This window comes from Acetobacter musti (assembly GCF_011516835.1).
Classification (GTDB): domain Bacteria; phylum Pseudomonadota; class Alphaproteobacteria; order Acetobacterales; family Acetobacteraceae; genus Acetobacter; species Acetobacter musti.
Map to the genome: position 1 here is coordinate 87,413 of NZ_WOTB01000002.1, position 20,669 is coordinate 108,081.

The 20,669-nt window shown below is 58.7% G+C and carries 13 protein-coding genes and 1 riboswitch; of the genes, 11 read left to right on the forward strand and 2 right to left on the reverse strand.

Translation table 11 applies throughout. The features are described 5' to 3' along the window. Window positions 1-188: 188 nt before the first annotated feature. The 7 genes from GOB93_RS01765 (at window position 189) to GOB93_RS01795 (ending at window position 9,976) form a co-directional block, all read left to right on the forward strand. On the forward strand, window positions 189-2,741 hold the full coding sequence (locus GOB93_RS01765; protein ID WP_338422268.1) for a tetratricopeptide repeat protein: 2,553 nt from the start codon (window positions 189-191) through the stop codon (window positions 2,739-2,741). A gap of 306 nt (window positions 2,742-3,047) precedes the next feature. Next, window positions 3,048-3,512, forward strand: coding sequence for an adenosylmethionine decarboxylase (speD, locus tag GOB93_RS01770; protein ID WP_173581809.1), 465 nt, complete (start codon window positions 3,048-3,050; stop codon window positions 3,510-3,512). A 170-nt stretch (window positions 3,513-3,682) separates the two neighbouring features. After that, window positions 3,683-4,552 (forward strand): polyamine aminopropyltransferase, encoded by an 870-nt coding sequence (speE, locus tag GOB93_RS01775; RefSeq protein ID WP_173581810.1) that lies wholly within the window; start codon window positions 3,683-3,685, stop codon window positions 4,550-4,552. A 170-nt stretch (window positions 4,553-4,722) separates the two neighbouring features. Next, a riboswitch (glycine riboswitch) is annotated at window positions 4,723-4,814 on the forward strand. Between the two features lie 153 nt (window positions 4,815-4,967). Next, window positions 4,968-6,101, forward strand: a complete 1,134-nt coding sequence (gene gcvT, locus GOB93_RS01780) for a glycine cleavage system aminomethyltransferase GcvT (RefSeq protein ID WP_173581811.1) — start codon at window positions 4,968-4,970, stop codon at window positions 6,099-6,101. A gap of 95 nt (window positions 6,102-6,196) precedes the next feature. Further along, complete coding sequence (gcvH, locus tag GOB93_RS01785; RefSeq protein ID WP_173581812.1) at window positions 6,197-6,562, forward strand: glycine cleavage system protein GcvH; 366 nt, start codon at window positions 6,197-6,199, stop codon at window positions 6,560-6,562. Window positions 6,563-6,643: 81 nt separating this feature from the next. Continuing rightward, window positions 6,644-9,520 (forward strand): aminomethyl-transferring glycine dehydrogenase, encoded by a 2,877-nt coding sequence (gene gcvP / locus GOB93_RS01790; RefSeq protein ID WP_338422269.1) that lies wholly within the window; start codon window positions 6,644-6,646, stop codon window positions 9,518-9,520. Between the two features lie 78 nt (window positions 9,521-9,598). Further along, window positions 9,599-9,976, forward strand: a complete 378-nt coding sequence (locus tag GOB93_RS01795) for a helix-turn-helix transcriptional regulator (protein ID WP_173581814.1) — start codon at window positions 9,599-9,601, stop codon at window positions 9,974-9,976. 110 nt (window positions 9,977-10,086) lie between these two features. Here the strand turns inward: GOB93_RS01795 and GOB93_RS01800 are convergent, their stop codons facing one another. Further along, window positions 10,087-13,233: a glycosyltransferase gene (locus GOB93_RS01800; RefSeq protein WP_173581815.1), complete on the reverse strand. Its 3,147-nt coding sequence runs from the start codon at window positions 13,231-13,233 to the stop codon at window positions 10,087-10,089. A gap of 289 nt (window positions 13,234-13,522) precedes the next feature. Here GOB93_RS01800 and GOB93_RS01805 point away from each other — a divergent pair, with 289 nt between their 5' ends. From GOB93_RS01805 to GOB93_RS01815, 3 genes are all read left to right on the forward strand, one after another. Next, on the forward strand, window positions 13,523-14,911 hold the full coding sequence (locus tag GOB93_RS01805) for a beta strand repeat-containing protein (RefSeq protein ID WP_173581816.1): 1,389 nt from the start codon (window positions 13,523-13,525) through the stop codon (window positions 14,909-14,911). A gap of 192 nt (window positions 14,912-15,103) precedes the next feature. Beyond that, window positions 15,104-17,887 carry a glycosyltransferase gene (locus GOB93_RS01810; protein WP_408742336.1) on the forward strand — a complete coding sequence of 928 codons (2,784 nt, stop codon included), beginning with the start codon at window positions 15,104-15,106 and terminating at the stop codon, window positions 17,885-17,887. 99 nt (window positions 17,888-17,986) lie between these two features. Beyond that, window positions 17,987-19,153, forward strand: a complete 1,167-nt coding sequence (locus GOB93_RS01815; protein ID WP_173581817.1) for an ATP-grasp domain-containing protein — start codon at window positions 17,987-17,989, stop codon at window positions 19,151-19,153. Window positions 19,154-19,252: 99 nt separating this feature from the next. On the opposite strand, the gene GOB93_RS01820 is transcribed toward GOB93_RS01815, so the two are convergent. Next, on the reverse strand, window positions 19,253-20,122 hold the full coding sequence (locus tag GOB93_RS01820; RefSeq protein ID WP_173581818.1) for a rhamnan synthesis F family protein: 870 nt from the start codon (window positions 20,120-20,122) through the stop codon (window positions 19,253-19,255). 244 nt (window positions 20,123-20,366) lie between these two features. Here GOB93_RS01820 and GOB93_RS01825 point away from each other — a divergent pair, with 244 nt between their 5' ends. After that, on the forward strand, window positions 20,367-20,636 hold the full coding sequence (locus GOB93_RS01825; RefSeq protein WP_173581819.1) for an HU family DNA-binding protein: 270 nt from the start codon (window positions 20,367-20,369) through the stop codon (window positions 20,634-20,636). Window positions 20,637-20,669: the final 33 nt, after the last annotated feature.

Here is a 20,669-nt window from a genome sequence, read left to right on the forward strand (position 1 = left end):
AAGATATTATTTTCAGAACCGCCGCACTGCATCTGTGCGGGAGGCAGAATTAAGGACTGGGTGTGCGGACGAGACTTCCTTTGACAGTGTGTGTCGCGACAGGTCTTGGCGGTTTACCCTTTTTTTTCGCCAGTGCTTTTGGTCAGGTTACTGATGTCGGTACTGGTATTCCGCCTGCAGCTGAAAATGTGCCTGCAGTCGTTTCCGCTCCCGCCACTCCGCACCATTCCCGTCAGCATTTCCGGACTGCGAAAAGGAAAACAGCAGCGGCGAAAGTTCACCCCGGATCTGCGACGGACTCTGGCATTACGGCAGATGAACAGAATGTCACGCAGGGCTCTGGCGCGCTGCCATCCGGCTGGCAGCAGGAGCGCATCGGCGTGCAGGCTGACGGCGACGCGGAAGGGCAGCCGGGCAAACCGCCATTACGGAATGCGTCTTCTTCCACGCCTCAGTCGAAAGGAGCGTCGTCCGGTGGAAATACAGAGACGCCACCTCCTTCCGCAACGCAGGCGACCGCGAATGAAGGGCATGTCAGTACGCCGGTGACGGCTCAGGTCAGCAAAATCTTTCTTCCAACAGGTGACGATGCCGGAATTGCTGCGTTCTGGTCACGAAATGACATGATCATTTTATCCGATCATGTAACGCACATGGATGCGAGTGCGCTTCGGGATACGGGACCATTTGCGTCTGTAGCGGTGCGGACCATGGGCGACATGACTGCCGTTACCTTTCATTTCGAAAACCGGCATGAACTGACGCTCAGCAAGCAGCCTGGAGGGTGGATACTGGCATTGTCGCCGGACGATGTCGGGAAAGTCCGGGCCCGCATCACATCGCAGGAGAAAGATGGCGGCATTCTTTATCCGATGTCCCGGCCGGGTCGGATTGTGCCGTTTACGGATCCGTCCTCGGGCGCGCGCCTCCTCGTTGCAACGTCGTCAGTTGGATTTCCAGGTCCGCGCCTGCCGCGACGGCATGTAGGCTATGAACTCTGGCCGTCTGTGCAGGGACTGGTTTTCGCGGTGGAATCCGATCAGATCGAACTCCGCGACGGGGATGGCGGACCATTTCTCGACGTAGTCGGCGAAGGAGCAGTTCCGCTTGCCAGCGCCGCCTCCGGGCAGGCCACGGATGACAGAGTTGACTGGTCCTGGCTGGGCCTGAGATCACTTCCTCCGGAAACCCTGCGCGAGGATTATCGCCGGCACTGGACGCAGGCTGCCATGTTGCCGCCTGACAGCCGGACAGATGCACGTCTCGCCGCGGCACGATCCGCCTTTGCGCTGGGTGACGCGCATAATGCGAGGGCCATTCTTGCAACGGCGATTCAGGATAATCCCGAACTCGCAATGCTTCCGAATGTCGCATTTCTGCAAGCTGCATCTGAACTTCTTGCAGGCAACACAGCGGGGGCGTCAGCGCTTGAAAGCGCCGATACCGGAGCGGACGGGGCGCTCTGGCGCGGCCTTTATATGGAGCGGGCCGGCAAGGACCCCGCAGGCGCAGCGGCTCTTCTGGCGCAGGGTTACTCCCGGCTGACAGATTATCCCGCAACACTGCGGAACAGGCTGCAACCGGAAGCGGCTACTTTCATTGCGCAATACGGGTCAGATCAGGATCTGTCTGTCCTGTCGCCTGTGCCGGATGCGCCGGCTTTTGCGGCAGTGCGGGCATTCATGCAACTCAGGGCCGGTGATCAGGCGAAGGCTCTTACAGCCTTTCAGGCGATGGCGAAACAGAAAGATCCGGTCATAGCCGAAGCTGGCGGCGAGCAGTCGGTTGTATTGCGACAGGCGGCCGGGCAGATTTCTCCGGTCGAAGCGGCGCAGGCGTACGAACGTCTGCTTCCTGCCTCCCGTCTGGCCGGAAGAGAAGAGAATGTCCGGCGTGCGCTCGTCTCTTCCTGGATGAAGGCGGGAGAATGGGAAAAGGCACTTTCGGCGGCGGATGAGGAAATGCGGGTCTTCCCGGAAGGGCGTGAGGCAATGATGCCACAGGTCCAGGATATTCTTCTGCATCTGGCGGAGACGCCGGATAGCTCAGGCTCTCATCCGGCGGATGTTATCGACGCGGTCGCGCTGATCGAGAGCCATATCGATCAGATTCCGGACAGCCCTGTAAAGGGACGCATTCTTGGCGGCCTTGGTGAGAAACTGCGGGGACTCGGACTGCCTGGTCGCGCCGCTCTGGCATTCGAGCGTGCCCTGCCGCTGGCGGACGATAATGCCCGCAGAGCGACTTGGGGTGGTGAACTTGCTCAGGTCGATATAGAGGCGCAGCGGCTGGGTCAGGCACGCAGAGCGCTCGACGAAACGGCGGATACCGGGGTTGGAGGAGATGTGGCGTCACGTCGCCGGGTAATCGCTGCGAGCCTGATGGTCCGGGAGGGAAACAGAGATCAGGCGTTGCAGATGCTTGCGCAGGATGAAACGGATCCGTCGCTCGATCTGCGTGGTCGTATTCTTGAAGAGCAGAAAAAATGGCCCGATGCAGTGCTCGTGGTCGGGCGGATGGCGACAAAGGATATTCCTGAGCAAGGCAGTCTGAACGACACGCAGCAGGATCTGACGGTCCGTCTGGCCACCGACGCGGCGCGGGCCAGTGACTGGGAAACGCTGGACCGGCTGCGTGACTGGATCGGGCGACGTCATCTGTCGCCGGAACGGCAGAGAATTTTTGAGCTTCTCGTCACGTCTCCTGAGGAGGACATCAGGAAACGTCTCAACGGAGGGTGAGTGTGCAGTACTCCGGATGGCAGCCATCCTTGTGTCGCCGGATGCAGTAACCAGAGTGTAAATTACCGTTTTCAGAGCTGCATTATGGCCCCGATCCGATAATCCGCTCATCTGCCAGAAGTCAGAAAGGCATGAAAAGAGCCGGATTTTATGAAGATATTGAGGCAGAGCAGATGAAATCGGGCGCAGTACGCGACCGGGGTAAGAAAACTCTTGCACAGCCGGGTATGAGGCCCTATCAAGCGCTCTCCTGGCCCAAGGGGGCGTTTTCGCCCAACAGGCCGTCTGCTGGTTTGGGGGTACGTCATGAACGCACTTGCTCAACTGGGGATGGTCTCGGAACTCCCGAGCAATAACCAGATTTCTCCCGTTGCGTCTTACTGTGAGGACGAACGGAAAGATTACTTTGTCGAACGGGACGGCGAAAAATTCGCTGGCACGCATCTGCTCATCGATCTGTGGGAGGCATCCAATCTGGATGATCCTGAGAAAATCGATGCGACGCTCTGCGAAGCGGCAATTGCTGCCGGCGCTACGATTCTTCACAGCCATTTCCATCATTTTACCCCGAATGGTGGTGTGTCGGGCGTTGTGGTTCTCGCTGAGAGCCATATCTCGATTCACACATGGCCAGAGCGGTCCTTCGCAGCTGTGGACATCTTTATGTGCGGTGCCTGCGACCCGAATCTGTCGATTCCGGTGATGCAGCGCCTGTTCCAGGCTGGACGTATCCTGGTCGATGAGCAGCGTCGCGGAAAAGTGTCGCTCTGAGCAGAATATTCTGAAAGCGCGCGAACTGTATCCGGCCGGGTGATTACTTCACCCGGCCGTACTGTTTTCCTGATATCTTCACATGACCGGAAAAGCACTTCCCGTCATGATGCGCTCTGTCACTTCCTGTCGGGATGATGCTGCGTCATTGTTTTCCGGAGAGATACATCATGTCTGATACCTGGCTGAACGAAGGGCTGTATGACAGCTGGGGACAGCGGTTCCGCGTTCGCAAAGAGCTTGCGCATGTAAAAAGCCCCTTTCAGGACATCATTGTTTTTGAAAGCGATTCACATGGCCGCGTGCTTATGCTGGATGGCGTGGTACAGATCACGGAAGCGGATGAGTTCGTCTATCAGGAGATGCTGACGCACGTTCCGCTGTTTACGCATGCCGCGCCGAAAAACGTTCTTATCATCGGCGCAGGTGACGGCGGCGTCCTGCGCCGTGTGCTGGAACATAAGAGCGTTGAGCGCGCCGTGATGGTGGAAATCGATGGCGACGTCATCGAACTGTCAAAAAAGCATCTCCCCGGTATTGCCGGCGACGCCTGGAACGATCCGCGGGCTGATGTCATTGTTGGTGACGGAATCGAATATGTTGCAAACGCGCCTGACGGTTCGTTCGATGTGATCATTGTCGACAGCACGGACCCGATCGGTGTTGGTGAGGTGCTGTTCACGGACTCCTTCTATCAGCATTGCGCGCGCATCCTCGGACCGGATGGCCTGATTGTGAATCAGTGCGGCGTGCCGTTCATGCAGGCCGATGAGCTGCGCGAGACGAGTCTGCGGCGGGCGAAATTCTTCCCGCATGTGTCCGCCTATGTCGCGGCGGTGCCGACTTATGTCGGCGGCTTCATGACACTCGGCATTGCCTGCAAAGGCGGCGATCCGACGGTGCAGGTTGTCGCAGCGGTTCGCGCGCGGGCAGAGCAGACGGGTATCCTCGGGGCGACGCAATACTGGACGCCGGAGATCCATGTCGGGTCGTTCTGCCTGCCGCCCTATATCGCGAAGCATCTTCCGACGAAAAAGTGACGGAACTGTCCGTCATCAGCCTCCGGTTCTGACCCTGGGCAAACAGACGTCCCTCTCGGTCCCTGTCTGCCAGGCGGAACACAGGGTCCCTGAGCCTGTCGCTCCCGCCGGGACAGAGCCGGAATCCGCGAAAGATTCGTTTGACAGCGGAATGACGGAATGCAAGATCAGAGCGTCGCAGAGGGAGAGTCCGGCTGAGAAAGCCGGCGCCGAAGGAGCAACCGCCCCGGAATCTCTCAGGCTAACGGACCCTGTGACACTGGTTTCTGGAGAGTGGCGCATCAGGCGTCCGCCGACGGGATAGCGATCTCAGGCAAACGGACAGAAGGGGCACGAAACTGATTCTGGCGACGGCCAGGTCGGGGAGTGTGCCGATGTCTGTCTGTTCGCTGATTTTTCCTGCCGGAGCGCTGTCATGAGCGACGATCTTCTCCATACCCCACTTTTTTCTCTCCATGAAGAACTCGGTGCCCGGATAGTGCCGTTCGCGGGCTACGCGATGCCGTTGCAGTATCCCGCCGGCATCATGGCCGAGCATCTGCACACCCGCGAGCACGCTGGTCTGTTCGATGTGTCGCATATGGGACAGGTCCGGGTGCGGTCAGTGGACGGAGATATGCACCGGGCGGCTCTGGCGCTGGAGCGGCTGGTGCCCGTGGACGTGGCCGGTCTGAAACCGGGCCGGCAGCGCTACGCGTTCTTTACGAACGACCGGGGCGGTATTCTGGACGATCTGATGATCGCCAATATGGGGGACTGGTTTCTGGTCGTCGTGAATGCAGCCTGCAAAGCGCAGGATATTGCGCTGATGGAAGCCGGGCTGCAGCCGGACTGTATCGTGGAACCGCTGACGAACCGGGCGTTGCTGGCGTTGCAGGGACCAGAAGCAGAGACGGTCCTCGCGCGGTTCATGCCGGATGTGGCCTCTATGAAATTCATGGATGCACGGCAGGGCACGTTCGATGGTGTGCCGGTCTTTGTATCCCGCTCCGGCTATACCGGTGAGGACGGATTTGAAATCAGCATCCCGTCGGCGGAGGCAGAGCGCGTGGCACGGGCGCTTGTGGACCAGCCGGAAGTGATGCCGGTCGGCCTCGGAGCGCGGGACAGCCTGCGTCTTGAGGGCGGAATGTGCCTGTATGGCTCAGACCTTGACGATACGACCACGCCGGTTGAGGGCGCGCTGGAATGGGCCGTGCAGAAAGCGCGGCGCAAAGGCGGTGCACGGGAAGGCGGATTCCCCGGAAGTGCCGTTGTGCTGGCGCAGTTTGAGAACGGGGCTTCCCGTCGCCGTGTCGGTCTTCTCCCGGAAGGCCGGGCACCCGTTCGCCACGGAGCGCCACTCTTCGCGCAGGCGGAAGGCGGGGCGCAGATCGGGGTTGTCACGTCAGGCGCGTTTGGTCCGCAGGCGAAAGCACCGGTAGCGATGGGCTATGTCGAAACGGCGTATGCGCCGGAAGGCACGAAGATTTTTGCAGAACTGCGCGGAAAGCGTGTGCCGGTGACAGTGGCGGCGATGCCGTTTGTGCCGGCGCGTTTTAAACGCTGAGCGAAGGAAACGGACCTCATCCGGTCACGATGCAGGGCTGTACTGTTTTTCAGGGTGAATGACCTGCCGGGCAGGTCCGGAACGGGAAGAAAACGATGACGCTTTATTTCACAAAAGAGCATGAGTGGCTGCGCGTCGACGGCGATGTGGCGGTCGTCGGGATCACGAAGCATGCAGCGGAAGAGCTGGGTGAGATCGTGTTCTTCGAACTGAACACATCGGCTTCAGAAGTGAAGGCAGGAGACTCGATCGCTGTTGTTGAGTCAGTAAAAGCCGCCTCCGATGTTTACGCCCCGGTGGATGGCGTGGTGACGGAAGGCAACCCGAATCTCGCAGGTAATCCTGAACTGATCAGCAACGATCCGGAAGGCGAAGGCTGGATGCTGAAGCTGAAGCTGACGAATACGGCACAGCTTTCCGATCTGATGGATGACGCGGCGTATCACGCGCTGATCTCCTGATCCGCAGGCATCTCCGCATACCCGCCTGGTAATGCCCGCCTCTTCGGCTCTGAAACTTCTTTGTCTCTACGGGGAAAGATCGTGACTGCGCAGACACACTGGTCCGGCCTGCAGACTCCTGCCCAGGCTTTTGCTTCCCGCCATATCGGCCCGCGTGAGGCGGAAATCGTGGCGATGCTGGACGCCCTTGGCCTGGAGAGCGAGGCGGAACTGCTGGATCAGACGGTGCCGCCTTCGATCCGTTCGAAAACGCCCGTCGGGATCGGTCCGGGCTGGTCCGAAGTTGAGGTGCTGAACCGGCTGAAGGCCATGGCGGACCGGAACCGCGTCATGACGTCGCTGATCGGGCAGGGATATTACGGCACGATTCTGCCGGGCGTGATCCAGCGGAACATTCTGGAAAACCCCGCGTGGTACACCGCCTATACGCCCTACCAGCCGGAGATCAGCCAGGGACGCCTCGAAGCGCTGCTGAATTTTCAGACTCTGGTGACGGAACTGACCGGGCTGGATATCGCCAACGCATCCCTGCTGGATGAAGCGACCGCGGCGGCTGAGGCGATGGCGCTGGCGAAGCGGGTATCGAAGAGCCGGTCGGACGTGTTTTTTGTCGATGCGGACACACATCCTCAGACACTCGCGGTCCTGCGGACACGGGCCGAGCCGGTCGGAATTGAGATTGTCACCGGTGATCCGTCGAAGGATCTCGATGCCGCGTCCGTGTTCGGCGCACTGTTCTCTTATCCGGGCAGTTCCGGAGAAATCCGCGATCCGCGATCCACGATTGAAGCCCTGCATGCGGCCGGCGCCATCGCGGTCATGGCAGCCGATCCGCTGGCGCTGGTGGTGCTGACATCACCGGGAGCGCTGGGTGCGGATATCGCCATCGGTTCCATGCAGCGTTTCGGCGTGCCGATGGGTTTTGGCGGCCCGCACGCCGCTTATATGGCCGTCCGGGATGCCTGGAAGCGCAGCATGCCGGGGCGTCTGGTTGGTGTGTCCGTCGACAGCGATGGCCAGCTGGCGTACCGGCTGGCGCTGCAGACACGCGAACAGCATATCCGGCGCGAGAAAGCGACATCGAATATCTGCACGGCGCAGGTTCTGCTGGCTGTGATCGCCAGCATGTATGCCGTGTATCACGGTCCGGAAGGGCTGACGGCGATTGCCGCACGCGTGGCCGGGCTGACAGCGGCACTGGCGGCCGGACTGCGGAAACTGGGTGTGACGGTGGCCTCGGACTGCGTGTTCGATACGGTGACAGTAAAAGTTTCCGCTGACGTAGCCGCGCATGTTCATGCGCGGGCTATCGCGGCGGGAATGAATTTCCGTCATGCCGGCGACGGGCTGATCGGGATCAGCCTCGATGAGACAACCACGCCGGCCGTGGTCGAAGCTGTGTGGCGGTGTTTCGATCCGGCCTGTTCATCCGAAGAGCTGGCGGCGCTGGTGAAGGGCCGTGCCGGTCTGGCGGATGCCGTGCCGGCCGGGCTGCGCCGTGAGGGTGCGTTCCTGAAACAGGACGTGTTCAGCACGCACCGTTCGGAGACGGACATGCTGCGCTACCTGCGGCGACTGGCGGATAAGGATCTGGCGCTGGACCGCTCGATGATCCCGCTCGGCTCCTGCACGATGAAACTGAACGCGACGGTCGAGATGGTGCCGATCACCTGGCCGGGATTCTGTGATCTGCATCCGTTTGCTCCGGCGGATCAGACGGAAGGCTATGCCGAACTGTTCCGGGATCTGGAATCCTGGCTGTGCGCGATCAGCGGCTATGACGCCGTGTCGCTGCAGCCGAATTCGGGAGCGCAGGGCGAATATGCCGGGCTCCTGGCCATTCGCGGCTATCATCGGGCGCACGGACAGGAACAGCGGGATGTCTGCCTGATCCCCGCTTCGGCACACGGAACCAATCCGGCCTCGGCGCAGATGGCAGGAATGAAAGTCGTCGTCGTGCGCTGTGACGCGAGCGGCAACGTGGACATGGACGATCTGAAAGTGAAGATCGCAGCGCATGCGAACACGCTGGCGGCGATCATGATCACCTATCCCTCAACACATGGCGTGTTTGAGGAGTCGGTGCGCGAGATCTGCGCGCTGGTTCATGAAGCGGGCGGCCAGGTCTATCTGGACGGCGCGAATATGAACGCGCAGGTAGGCATTGCGCGGCCCGGCAAATATGGCGCCGATGTCAGCCATTTCAATCTGCATAAAACCTTCTGCATTCCGCATGGCGGCGGCGGACCTGGCATGGGACCGATCGGGGTCCGGTCGCATCTGGCGCCGTTCCTGCCCGGTCGTCCTGAACAGGGCGGCGTGGCCGCCGTATCTGCCGCCGCCTTCGGTTCGGCATCAATTCTGCCGATTTCCTGGGCCTATATCCGTCTGATGGGGGATGAGGGCCTGGTGCGGGCGACCACCATGGCGATCCTCAACTCCAATTACATTGTATCCCGTCTGGAGGGAGCCTATCCGATCCTCTATCGCGGCGGAAAAGGACGGGTGGCGCATGAGTGCATCGTCGATCTGCGACCGATAAAGGATGCGACCGGCGTGACGGTGGATGATATCGCCAAACGTCTGGTGGATTTCGGCTTCCATGCACCAACAGTCAGCTTCCCGGTCGCGGGGACGTTCATGATCGAGCCGACCGAATCCGAAGGAAAGCGGGAACTGGACCGGTTCTGCGATGCGATGCTGGCGATCCGGACAGAAATTCAGCAGATCGAGGATGGAAAGGTAACAGCGGAAGCCTCCGCGCTGCGGCATGCGCCGCATACCGCGCGGGATCTGGCGGCAGCGGTATGGGAACGGACCTACTCACGCGCTGAAGGCTGCTTCCCGCCGGGTGTCGCGCCTGATGTGAAATACTGGCCGCCGGTCGGGCGTATCGATAACGCATACGGGGACCGGAATCTTGTTTGCTCCTGTCCGGAAACGACATCTTACGAATAGCGTTACAGGCTTGCGGGACGAACAGCGTTTTGGCACTCCCGTGTCTGTCGCTGACGGATTTTGCAGGATATGTAAACCATGACGAAAGCGCCATCAGCGCTCGAAAGCCGGCTCGGAAGTCATGAAACACTGGGGCAGCGTATCCGGGCGCTGCGCCAGTATTCCGGGATGACGCAGGCGGAACTGGCGCAGGCGGTAGGTCTCTCGCGCAGCGCGATCGCGCACTGGGAAACGGACCGGGACGGGCGGGTGCGGGAATATCTGCCCCGGCTCTCGGAACTGTTCGGTGTTCCCGTCGAGGTGTTTCTCAACGGAATGGCGTCTCAGGACGCGACAGTGGAACTGACGATCGACGAGGTCGATCTTCTGAAACTGTATCGTAGCCTGGATGTGGGTGAGCGGCTTGCGGTGCAGCGGTCAGTCGTTCGGCTTCTGGGACGGCGCAAGAAGGCATAGGGCAGGCGGCAGAGGCGTCATCCGTGCCGATCAGAAACCGATATTTTCCCGGAAAATGACCCCTGCTGTTTTCTCGCAGCACGCTGCAGATACCTCAGCCGGGGAAGGAATCACAAGCGCTGCTGAGCCTCCCCGTGCAGATCAAGCCATGGATGCCTTTCTGTAACGAAGGCGACCACGCGGGCTCTGTGTTCACTGCGTTCGGTGACGCTGTTGGTCATGGACTGCTCATGCACTCTGTATTCCGCGACGATTTCCGGCAGATGCGCGGATCGCAGGCCCATTTCGGCAAGGGTGCACCACAGGTCGTAATCTTCCCAGCCCATGATGTCGCGGCCGACATAATAACCGCCCGCGGCTGACCATGCCCATCTGGCGACCAGAGCCATGGCGTCAATATAATTGCCGCTGACGAGCTGCAGCGGCCGGGCCGGCAGGGTGCCGACGATATCGCGCGCGCTGCTTCCGCCAAACTCACGCAGACAGGGGTAAACATAGGCGGTCAGAGGGTCCGCTGTACTAAAGAGAGCCTCGCAGGCGTCGGGAAGCAGGCGGTTATCCGCATCGAGAGAAAGGAACCATGGGGTTTCACTCGCTGAGATGGCAATATTACGGGCGCCCCCAAGACCGGCATTCTCGCAGGAAGCAAGGACGAGAAGCCGGTTGAACCGTCCGGCGTGCCGGCTGGCCCAGTCAAGGATAGTGGTCACGGACTGATCTGTTGACGCATCGTCCACGACGATCAGGTCGAGATTCGCAATAGTCTGGCTCCGGACGGATTCAAGCGCCTCGACGATGAGGGTTTCGTAATTATGGGAGGTGATGATGACCGTCACCTCCGACTGTCTGCAGGTATCGTGTTCGAACAGAACTTTGTTGTCAGGAATTTCAGGCAGGCCCCGGCTCTGGTAAGTCCCGCGTCCCAGCCATGTTTCCGTTGCCCGCGCCGTGGCGCTCTCGCTGCCGAGCGAGGCAAGGGTGGTCTCCATCATCATCGCCTGGCGTTCAGGGCTGAAATTCCAGAGAACGGTATTGAGAGCATCGCGAGCCATGCGGGCGCGCAGGGGCGGGCTGTCGATCAGTGCCGTGAGATGACGCTCCCAGTCTTCCTGCGTGGCGGCGAGAAAGCCGGTAACACCATCGACAATACAATTGCGATAGGGCTCCGTAGGGGAAACTACCGACGGAACGCCGACGAGGGCAGCCTCGAGAAATTTTATCTCGCTTTTGGCTTCGCAATAAGCGTTGTCCGGCTGCAATGGGGCGATGGAGATATCGAACCGGACCAGTGCCTCGTACAGATCCTCAGGCGGAACTGTGTCTATCCATTCGATCTGCGTCATGACAGGAACGAGGCATGGGAATTCATCAGTAAGAAGGAGCGGGTGCTGGCTGTCTGCCGTCCGGAACAGGCACAGACGCAGTTCCGGTCGTGCGGCAAGCAGTTTTGCGAGAACATCCGCCACAACCGCGAAATCCTGCTGATGGGTCCGGGTGCCGGCGGCATAGCCGATCCTGATGAGACGGTCAGGCTCTTCGGCATGTCTGATACGGACTGCGAGACGACTGCGGCGAAGCGTCGTGGCATCAAAGATGTTCGGAAGAGTAAAGGTCAGCGAGCGGAACCGGCGCATCTGCCTCGCGAGAAACTCCGTCGTCGCGATGCAGCCATCGCAACGATCCATCGTTTCGCGCATAGCGGCGTAAAGGGTGGCGACGCTTTCCTCTGTCGTCCCGGTTGTCCGGATGCCGTCAATGATCCGGGTTACCGCGAGGGACGGAATGAACATCAGATCGTCCAGGTCGAACAGAAGGACGGCTCCGCCTTCCTTCGCGAGGCGTATCAGAATGGAGACGTGACCGCTAAAAGCAACGCGCCAGAGAATGACAATGTCGGCCCATGTCAGGTCATCCGGTGTGACGTGGGCACATTCGACGATGCGGGTGTGATGACCGGCGGCGGAACAGGCGGCGGCATTGCGAACGCACCGGTAAATCGCGCCCGGAGTTCCGGGTTCCCCGCTGATGAACAGTACGTTTCTGCGGAGCGGGCTCCATGGAAGGGGAACGGGCAGAAGAGGCTGTTCCGGGATCGTATCCGGGCCGGCCGGCGGAAGCTGAGGGGGAAGGGGACGTGGCATGATTGCCAGCAGAGAGGGAACATCGGGTGTTGGCGGGACAGACGGCACAAAATGCGGATGCCGCAGAGCGCTGGACAGGCGTTTGAAAAGACCTTTCCTGTCTTCAGGCAGAGTGCGGAGAGCATCAAGAGCTTCTGCCTGGCTGGCGAGATGATCCCGGAGCTGAGAAGTTTCAGCATTTTTATGGCTGACCTGCTCTGTCAGCCGATCCGCCCAGTCTGTCATATCGGCAATATAGGTCTGCGTAGCCGCAATATAGCTCCTCATGTCCAGGAGACAGCTCTGGGCGTCAGCGAGTCGTTGTCGTGCCGTATCGAGTTCGTCTGAAATTTCCTGTTGCAGCTGTTCAGCATCCTGTTTTTGTTGGGAGAGGCAGGCAGTGGCGCGTTCCTGCTGTGCGGCAAGAGCGAATCTTGTTTCAGAGAGAGTGAGCCGGGTCTCCCGATCCGCGGCCTTCTGTTCTTCATGACGGATGTCATCGCTGAGGAGACGGGCGAGATTGCTCCAGTGACTGCCGAGAAGAGCAAGCCGGGAGCGCAGCCGGGCCTGCGCTTCAGGGCAGAGCTTCTGTCCGTCCGCTCCCAGAAGAGGCGTCAGGGAAAGTGGGATTTTGCCGGGGATGATCAGACCAAGGCCCGCACCCTGAGGAAACAGACAGTGCGGAGTTCCGGCGCTGAGAGTTTGCCACAGGGCGCCTCCCATCTCCGTTTCCGTTCCGTGAATGACGAGCACGGCGTCAGACGTCAGCTGCAGTCCATGGTTATTCAGAATTTCGGTTCTGGCCTCCGGACCGGCACTGGCGAGATCGCAGTGAATGAATCCAATGGCACCACTGCTCGGAGATAGCCGGAGTTGCTCACCCGGTCTGATTTTCTGGATTCGGGTGCCGAGATCGGATGAAGCAATAATCTGTTCAGCATAGGTAATAACGGAAGGAGAAGAGTCGATGAATACCGCGTCTCCCGGCCGGAGTGCCGTGAGAAGTATGCCGAGTAGTGGCAGATGGTTATACTGACACAGATCGGTATCAATACCTGGAGGCGGACTGAACGGCACGGTGAGTCTGGCGTCGGCCAGAAGAGAAAAGACGCAATTTTCAGCACTTTCTGCAGGCATCAGGGCATCCGGACCGCTTGTTCGTTAAATCGATTTTAACGTGATGAGATGAATCTTTATGCCCAGATGGAGGTATGGTTGGAAAGGGCGGAGCGAAAGCGCGGGATGCGGATATGAATTAAGAACGCGGCCCCAAAGTCATGAGGCTGTAACGTTTTTTTTTTGTTTCACGACACCGGTTTTTGGTTGCCTGACTGCTTTCCTTTATCTACAACGATCATGAACTGAGTGCTGCCTGCGTGGATTGTTTCGTCTTATTTGCATGTGGGCGCAAAGAAGGAACTGAGGAATGGCATTAATTACCGTTCAGGGAGCGTCTGCAGGAGCGACTGTTAATGTAACAGTCGACGGTGCAGCGACCGGCAATCTGGGGTCGCTGCTGCAGCAGTTCAGTACTAGTCTTACATCAGGAATCGCAGCGGGCACGATCGATGGGGAAGATCTCTCCACCGGCAAAACAAGCTTTGGTTCCAATACATCGGGCTATGGTGTGATCACCGCCGGCGGCTCATACAGCGTGTCGGGGAATGTCGGTGCGATCGTCTTTGGCGGTCCTGCTACCGCAGGTGTCGTGCCGAGTTCTCATGTGATTATCAATGCGAGCGGCGTGACCTCGTCCTTCGTGAGTGTTGAAGGCGGCACGACCGGCGGCGTTCAGTTCCAGGCAGGCGTGGGCGCGGGCGCGTTCGTCGCGGCCACAGGCGACAATGCCTATACAGGTGATCAGCTTTCTGGCGCAGGCAACTGGACGGTCACGACCGGTGATGGTGACGATACGATCGTTGCGGGAACCGGGCAGAACACGATCAACGCCGGAACCGGTGACAACCTGATCGAGATCTCCAACGGCACCAACTATGTGAAGTCGTACGGCAACGATACGATCTTCGGCGGTGACTGCAGCTTCGGTCAGCATGTGACCCTGTATGGCGGCAGCTCGTTCGTGACGCTGGGTGAGCAGTCCTATGTCAATGACGTGGCTGGTAACGACCAGATCACCGTTGGCGGCAGCTCGACGGTTATCGGTGGTGACAGCGACAGCATCTCGCTTAACGGTGGTGTCTCGTCGGTGATCGGCGGAACGTCGGATACCATCTCGGCCAGTGGTGACGCAGTCGTTTCCAGCTCTGACAATGCAACTGTCAGTGTTGACGGATCGCTGACCTTCATTGGCGGCACAGGCAACTCGACCATTACAGCGGCTCAGAGCACGATCTTCGGTGCCGGTGGTCTGAACGCCGTGATCGCCGGGAGCGGTGACACCCTGTTTGTTGCCGGATCGGGCAGCGAAACGCTAAACGGCGCAAGCTCCGGCAGCCCGCTGCATGCATTCGGCAACAATGCTGGCACGACCGGTTCGCAGGTGTTCATCGGTGGCACAGCTGCTGATACGCTGGTTGCCGGTGTGGGCGATGCGACCATGACGGGTGGTTCGGGCGCAGCGAACGTCTTCGCTCTGCGTGACGGAATTGCCGGTGCGAACTACACCATCACCGACTTCAGTTCTGCTGCCGGTAACTTCGTTGCTCTGCTGGGTTACTCTCAGTCCGATCTGACGAATGCGCTGTCCACCCAGACGACAACTGATGGCAATACGACGGTCAAGCTGGCTGATAACAGCACAATTACCTTCGATAATGTCAGCAGCCTGAATTCTTCCGACTTCCACCTCTGGTAAGATCGGAACTTTTCTGAGAAAGAAAACCGGGCGATATCGCCCGGTTTTTTTTTTGCCTTCCGCCGAAATGCGATCTGTATGACGTGGTGTGTGCATTAAGAATACTGTCGGTGACATTGTGTGCCCATCAGCAGACGATGGGAACACGGTGCTATGTGCTGCTCTCGCACATAACAGGGGACCAGAGGCCGGATTGTGACCGACAAGATTTCACGTGATGAACTGGAGACTCGTCTTCAGGATGCGGAAGCTCTGCTGGCAGTTTATCGCTCCAGTGCGGTCATCCACAGCATGCGTGCTGATGCCTATGCCGGAGAGGCGGCGCATAATCGCAATCTTCTGACTGCCTGGAACGGTTCCCGGACAGGACGTCTGGGGCGTATTCTCAGAATCGGATGGCTCCTGTGTCGTGGCATGACGCCGTCTGGCCTGTCGGTGAAGAGTCTCTGTCGGCGTGCAGTCCAGATCGCGGAGACAGACGGAGTCGGATCCTTATATCGACGTACGGCGTCCCGACTCCGGGCGCGTTACAAAAGACGGCGCATAATACGAAAAGCGACGGTTGCCGCTGTTTCGACGAATCACACGGCCTCAGAAAATTCGGGCCAGCCTTATACTGCACAGGTGCCGACAGAACGGCTGCGGGATCTTGCGCCGCGTGTGCTGATTATTGCCGAACTGACATTACCCCAGTGTGCGAAATATCGGGTCTGGCAACGGAAAGAAGAACTCGAACTGCTGAACTGGCAGGTCGAGGTAACGGACTGGCGGGACGTTGAAGCGTCTCTGACAGCATTACAGACCTGTACTGAAGTAATTTTCTACAGAGTGCCTGCTTTTCCATCTGTTAAAGGTCTTTTTCGCGAAGCCCGACGTCTGGGACTTTCTCCGTTCTGGGAGGTCGATGACCTTATCTTCGACGCCGCCGAGTATCGGCAGAATGGAAATCTCGCCAGTCTTTCCGGTGAGGAGCAGCGTGAGCTTCTGTTCGGTGTCGGCCTCTTTCTCGACGCCCTGAAAAGCTGTGGTCGCGGCATTGCGTCGACCCGGGCGCTGGGCGACGCAATGAGGCGTGCCGGCGTCGGAGATGTGTATGTTATTGAGAATGCCCTCGACGGCCAGACCATCGCGCTGGCCGATACGTTGCGCGTCAGGCGGTCCGCCGACGATAATCCGGAATCATTTCTTCTTGTCTACGGATCGGGGACTCGCACGCATGACGCGGACTTCCGTTGCTGCGCGGACGGTGTGGCTGCGGCAATGGACGCCGAACCCAGGCTGCGTCTGCAGATTATCGGTGAACTGACTCTGCCGGAAACGTTCAGGCGTTTCGGGGGCCGTGTGCAGCAATTGCCGGGGCGCGACTATCCGGCCTATATGGCGCTTCTCGCTCAGGCCGACCTGACGATTGCGCCACTTGAGGCCACGCTGTTCAACGATGCCAAAAGTAATATCAAATTTCTTGAGGCAGCGATCCTTGACGTGCCGGCGGTATGTTCGCCACGCGATGCGTTCACGCAGATCCTGAAAGATGGACATAACGGATTGCTGGCGGAGGGCGCTGACGCATGGCGGGATGCCGTGCTTATCCTGTGTCGCGACGCAACTCTGCGGATACGTCTCGGACAGCAGGCCCGCGAGGATGTGCTGCGGCGCTATCGTCCGGAAGCGGTGGCGCGGGATCAGGTGGCAGTCTGCTTTCCGGAGCCGGTGACGACGTTTCCGAAGGGGCGGCCGCTGCGGGTGATGAGCGCGAATATTTATTTCGCGCCACGATCTTTCGGCGGAGCGACGCTCGTCGCCGAAGAAATGGTGCGCCGGCTTTCCGGCCAGGGCGTGGATGTGGCGGTCTTCACATCAGGCCCGTATCTGGACGGGCGATATGCCGCCTCCCTGCGATATGAAGTCGATGGAGTACCGGTGGTCGCGACGCCGCTGCCGATCGATATTGACCGGGTCGCAGGTCTCGATAACCCACGATGCACCGCGCAGTTTGCGGCCTGGCTCGATGCGTTTCGCCCGGATGTGGTTCACCTCCATTCGGTGCAGGGTCTGGGACTTGGGATGACTCAGGCCTGTCTGGAGCGTGGTATCCCTTATGTGATCACGCTTCATGATGCGTGGTGGCTCTGTGAGCGGCAGTTCATGGTGCGGGAAGATGGCCGCTACTGTTTCCAGCGTCACATTGATCTCAGAGTGTGCGCACGATGTGTGGACGGAGCACGTCATCTCGCTCTGAGGGCTGAGATGATGGCCGCCGCACTGAAATCGTCTGCACTGATGCTGGCCCCGAGTCAGTCGCATCGGGCGCTGTACATGGAAAATGGTGTGGAAGCCGACAGGATCAGAGTCAACCGTAACGGATTTACCTGGCCGCAGACGGCACGACCACATCGCCAGTCCGGAGCGCCGCTGCGTTTTGGATATGTCGGTGGTGCGGAAGCGGTCAAAGGCTATCCGCTGGTTCGCAAGGCATTCGAGGCGATCCGTATGGAGGACTGGGAGCTTGTGCTGATCGACAACAAGCTAAATCTCGGTTTCGCGTCGATCCATGCCGATGACTGGAAGGTAAAAGGAAAGATCAGGGTTCTTCCCGCGTATAATCAGGAGAGCATGGACAGGTTTTATGCACAGATCGATGTGCTCCTGTTCCCATCACAATGGATGGAGAGTTACGGGCTGACTGTGCGGGAGGCGCTGGCGCGGGATATCTGGGTGATCGCGACATCGCCAGGAGGACAGGCTGAAGATATTGTCGACGGAATCAACGGAACGCTGATTCCTCTGGACGGGAAAGCGGAAACATTGAGATCGGCAGTCGAGGGCGTGCTGACGCAGAAAGAGCGGTTCGATGACTACAGCAATCCGCTGAAAGCCGGTCTGCCGACCTTTGAACGGCAGTCGGAGGAACTGCTGCAGTTCCTGAAGTCGGTTTCCCGTGACGTCCCGGACCGTTATTCCGGATCTCACAGCTGACATCGGATTTCGTGTTGATATAGCGTATATTGGTTCTGATCGTCTGGCCGGATATTTACTGTTTACGCGCGATTAGAACTTCAGCGGGTAAAATCGGATATGCTCGATTTTACTGAGATTTCCGAGAATCCGCTTCTTGCCCGTCGGATCCTTGAGCGTCGTCTGCGGGAAACAACCGATCTGGCAGACCAGGCCGTGCAGCACTATCAGTTGTGGGAAGTATGCCAGGTCTGCGGCGACGAAGCTACAGCGCTGCAGCATCTTGGTGCGGCCATGAAACTGGACCCTGTGCAGCGTCCACTGAAAAGAGCGCCGGTCAGCGCGCGGCGGCTGGTCGTCCTGAACGCACCGGGATCGTTTCAGGCAAATGTGCCTGTTGCGATTCTCCTTGATGATACCACGGAAATTGACACTGTCTGGGTATCCGGAGACCCGGCGGAACAGGAGATGCTGATCCGGATCGTGAAGAACCTGCGCCCTGACGCAGTGCTGATCGCGATCGCCGAAGATGAGCGCCAGGCAAAGGTCATCGCGCAGGCGGAGACGATCGCCGCAGCGAGCGGTGCGCCTGTGCTCAATGGTGGCGGCCGTATCGGTCGCGTCGCGCGTTCACTTGTCCCGATGCTGCTGTCCGGAATACCGCACGTTCTGGTGCCCGAGTGTATTGTCGCACGCAAGCCGTTCGAAGTAATTCCGCCTTTTCCTGTACTGATCCGGCCAGTTTCGTCCCACGCCGGAAATCAGCTGAAGTGTGTAGCAGATCGTGCGGCACTCGATGCCTATGTAAGAATAGCAGGCGCGGACACAGCGTATTACGTAACCCGGTTTGTGGATTATGCCAGCCTCGACGGGCTGTACAGAAAATACAGAATTGTTTTTGTCGACGGTGTTGCATATCCGGTTCATCTGGCGATTCATACCGACTGGGCCGTCTGGTATTACAACGCGAAAATGGAAGACCATCCCGACCGGCGTGCCGAGGAAGCACGGTTTATGCTGGATATGACCGGGTATTTTCCCAGGTCCGTAAGCGCGGCGCTATCCGGAATAGGGGAGGCTGTCGGCCTCGATTATTTCGGACTCGACTTTGGCGTTCTGAATGACGGAACCCTCGTTGTATTCGAGATAGAAACCGGAATGATCGTGCATGATCGGGATCCGGCTGATATTTATCCTTACAAATCCGCCTGTATCACAAGGATCAGAAAGGCTTTTGAGGCAATGATTGACCGGCGTGCGTCGGCAGGAAATTGTCACGGAGCCTGAAGCGCTGATTCTGTTTTTTATCTTACGGAAACAGAATCTTTCCTGTCCCGTCTGTCGGCAATATGGTCGTGTGTCCGACGTAATGAGCTCGGTCCGGCGTCAGGACGAAGTCCTGACGTTTATTCCCATAAACCGGTCGACGAGATTATAGAGCAGACGGCCTTTTATACTGGATGGAGTCATTCTCATTCTCGGCGGAGTGGATCTGAGGTAATCCTCGATCCATTCCGGTCTGAACGCACTGGATGGAGAGATGATTTTCTTCCATCTGGCGGCTGTGGTCAGGCGGAACGGGTTGTCGCGAAGAAGTTCGGTTTTAATAAAAGGAACAGTTCCGCTTGTGGCGAACTGACGCCAGTGCGAGTGCATCGGATTGGTCGCGAAAAATGTGCCGGTCCGGACATGGCTGTCACTCCAGCACGCCCCCATGGTGAGTTCTGCGGCACGACACGCGACGCTGAGACCGAGTTCTCCATGCCAGATGAGTTCTTCACGGCTCATATCAGCAAAGTTTTGCCGAAAGGTTCTCTGTACTGCCGGGGCGAGAAAGCTGCCGTGCTCAAAGCAGACGAACCAGGATTGCAGATGCGGTGTGATCGCACGGGTCTCCACCATGCCCCAGACATCGACGCCTGAGGACTGCATCTTCCGGAAAACAGGACCAGGATCTGACAGCGGACCAAAAACGCTGTCATTGGCAAGGAGGATACGGGAAGCATTGTCCGCACATCCGTTGTGGAGAAGGTATTGCCACGCACCGAAATCATGCCCGATATTGGGTCGTTCCCACGGAATAATACCATTGTCCCGACAGACTTGTCCGGTCTCGTTGCTGATCTGTTCCGCTCCGGACAGGGCGACATGCACCAGGAAGCCGCACGAGGTCAGTTCGGATAAATAATAAATGGTCCAGGGCGGCAGGCGGCCGTCGGGCGTGTGGGCGGCAAAGAGGCAGACCTGTTCAGGCATGAATGTGTCACGGGGCTCGCTGAAGTGGGTTTCGGAGGACGTTGCGGGACAGAAGCGTGTCTGTTTTACCTCATTTTGACTCTTTTCCGCAGATATTCATCAGAAGCGAGTTTCCTGCGTAACTTTTTTCTGGTTTCATTTAGTATGTCACGTTAAAAGCCGCGCGATTGGCCAGGTTGCTTTGACAGAATGAAGGTTTCGGAGAGGCTGGCCGGTATGTGTATTCAGACAGAGTGGGTGGTTCATGAGTAAAGCTTTTATTGCCGCAGTAATCCAGGATTCGATCAATTGCACGGGGGTCGCTGCGAATAAGGCTGCGGCTGACCTGATGGACGCGATTGTCAGGGAGATGAAGAAGGAAGGCGGTTTCACCCTGCCGTCTTTCGGTACTTTTACTGTTAAGAAGACGAAGGCCCGTAAGGCTCTGAATCCCCGGACGGGCGAGCCGGTGAAGGTAAAAGCAGGCAAGACGGTCCGATTCAAGGCGAGTCCGAATCTGAAGAAAGCTGTCTGAAACAGTTCATTTCTGCCGGAACTGGCGGGGCGG

What these genes read in the sequence shown, in the direction of transcription:
- speD (WP_173581809.1), top strand. Translation starts at nt 3,048, where the DNA reads ATGAACGCACTTGCTCAACTGGGGATGGTCTCGGAACTCCCGAGCAAT.
- speE (WP_173581810.1), top strand. Translation starts at nt 3,683, where the DNA reads ATGTCTGATACCTGGCTGAACGAAGGGCTGTATGACAGCTGGGGACAG.
- gcvT (WP_173581811.1), top strand. Translation starts at nt 4,968, where the DNA reads ATGAGCGACGATCTTCTCCATACCCCACTTTTTTCTCTCCATGAAGAA.
- gcvH (WP_173581812.1), top strand. Translation starts at nt 6,197, where the DNA reads ATGACGCTTTATTTCACAAAAGAGCATGAGTGGCTGCGCGTCGACGGC.
- GOB93_RS01795 (WP_173581814.1), top strand. Translation starts at nt 9,599, where the DNA reads ATGACGAAAGCGCCATCAGCGCTCGAAAGCCGGCTCGGAAGTCATGAA.
- GOB93_RS01800 (WP_173581815.1), bottom strand. Translation starts at nt 13,233, where the DNA reads ATGCCTGCAGAAAGTGCTGAAAATTGCGTCTTTTCTCTTCTGGCCGAC.
- GOB93_RS01805 (WP_173581816.1), top strand. Translation starts at nt 13,523, where the DNA reads ATGGCATTAATTACCGTTCAGGGAGCGTCTGCAGGAGCGACTGTTAAT.
- GOB93_RS01815 (WP_173581817.1), top strand. Translation starts at nt 17,987, where the DNA reads ATGCTCGATTTTACTGAGATTTCCGAGAATCCGCTTCTTGCCCGTCGG.
- GOB93_RS01820 (WP_173581818.1), bottom strand. Translation starts at nt 20,122, where the DNA reads ATGCCTGAACAGGTCTGCCTCTTTGCCGCCCACACGCCCGACGGCCGC.
- GOB93_RS01825 (WP_173581819.1), top strand. Translation starts at nt 20,367, where the DNA reads ATGAGTAAAGCTTTTATTGCCGCAGTAATCCAGGATTCGATCAATTGC.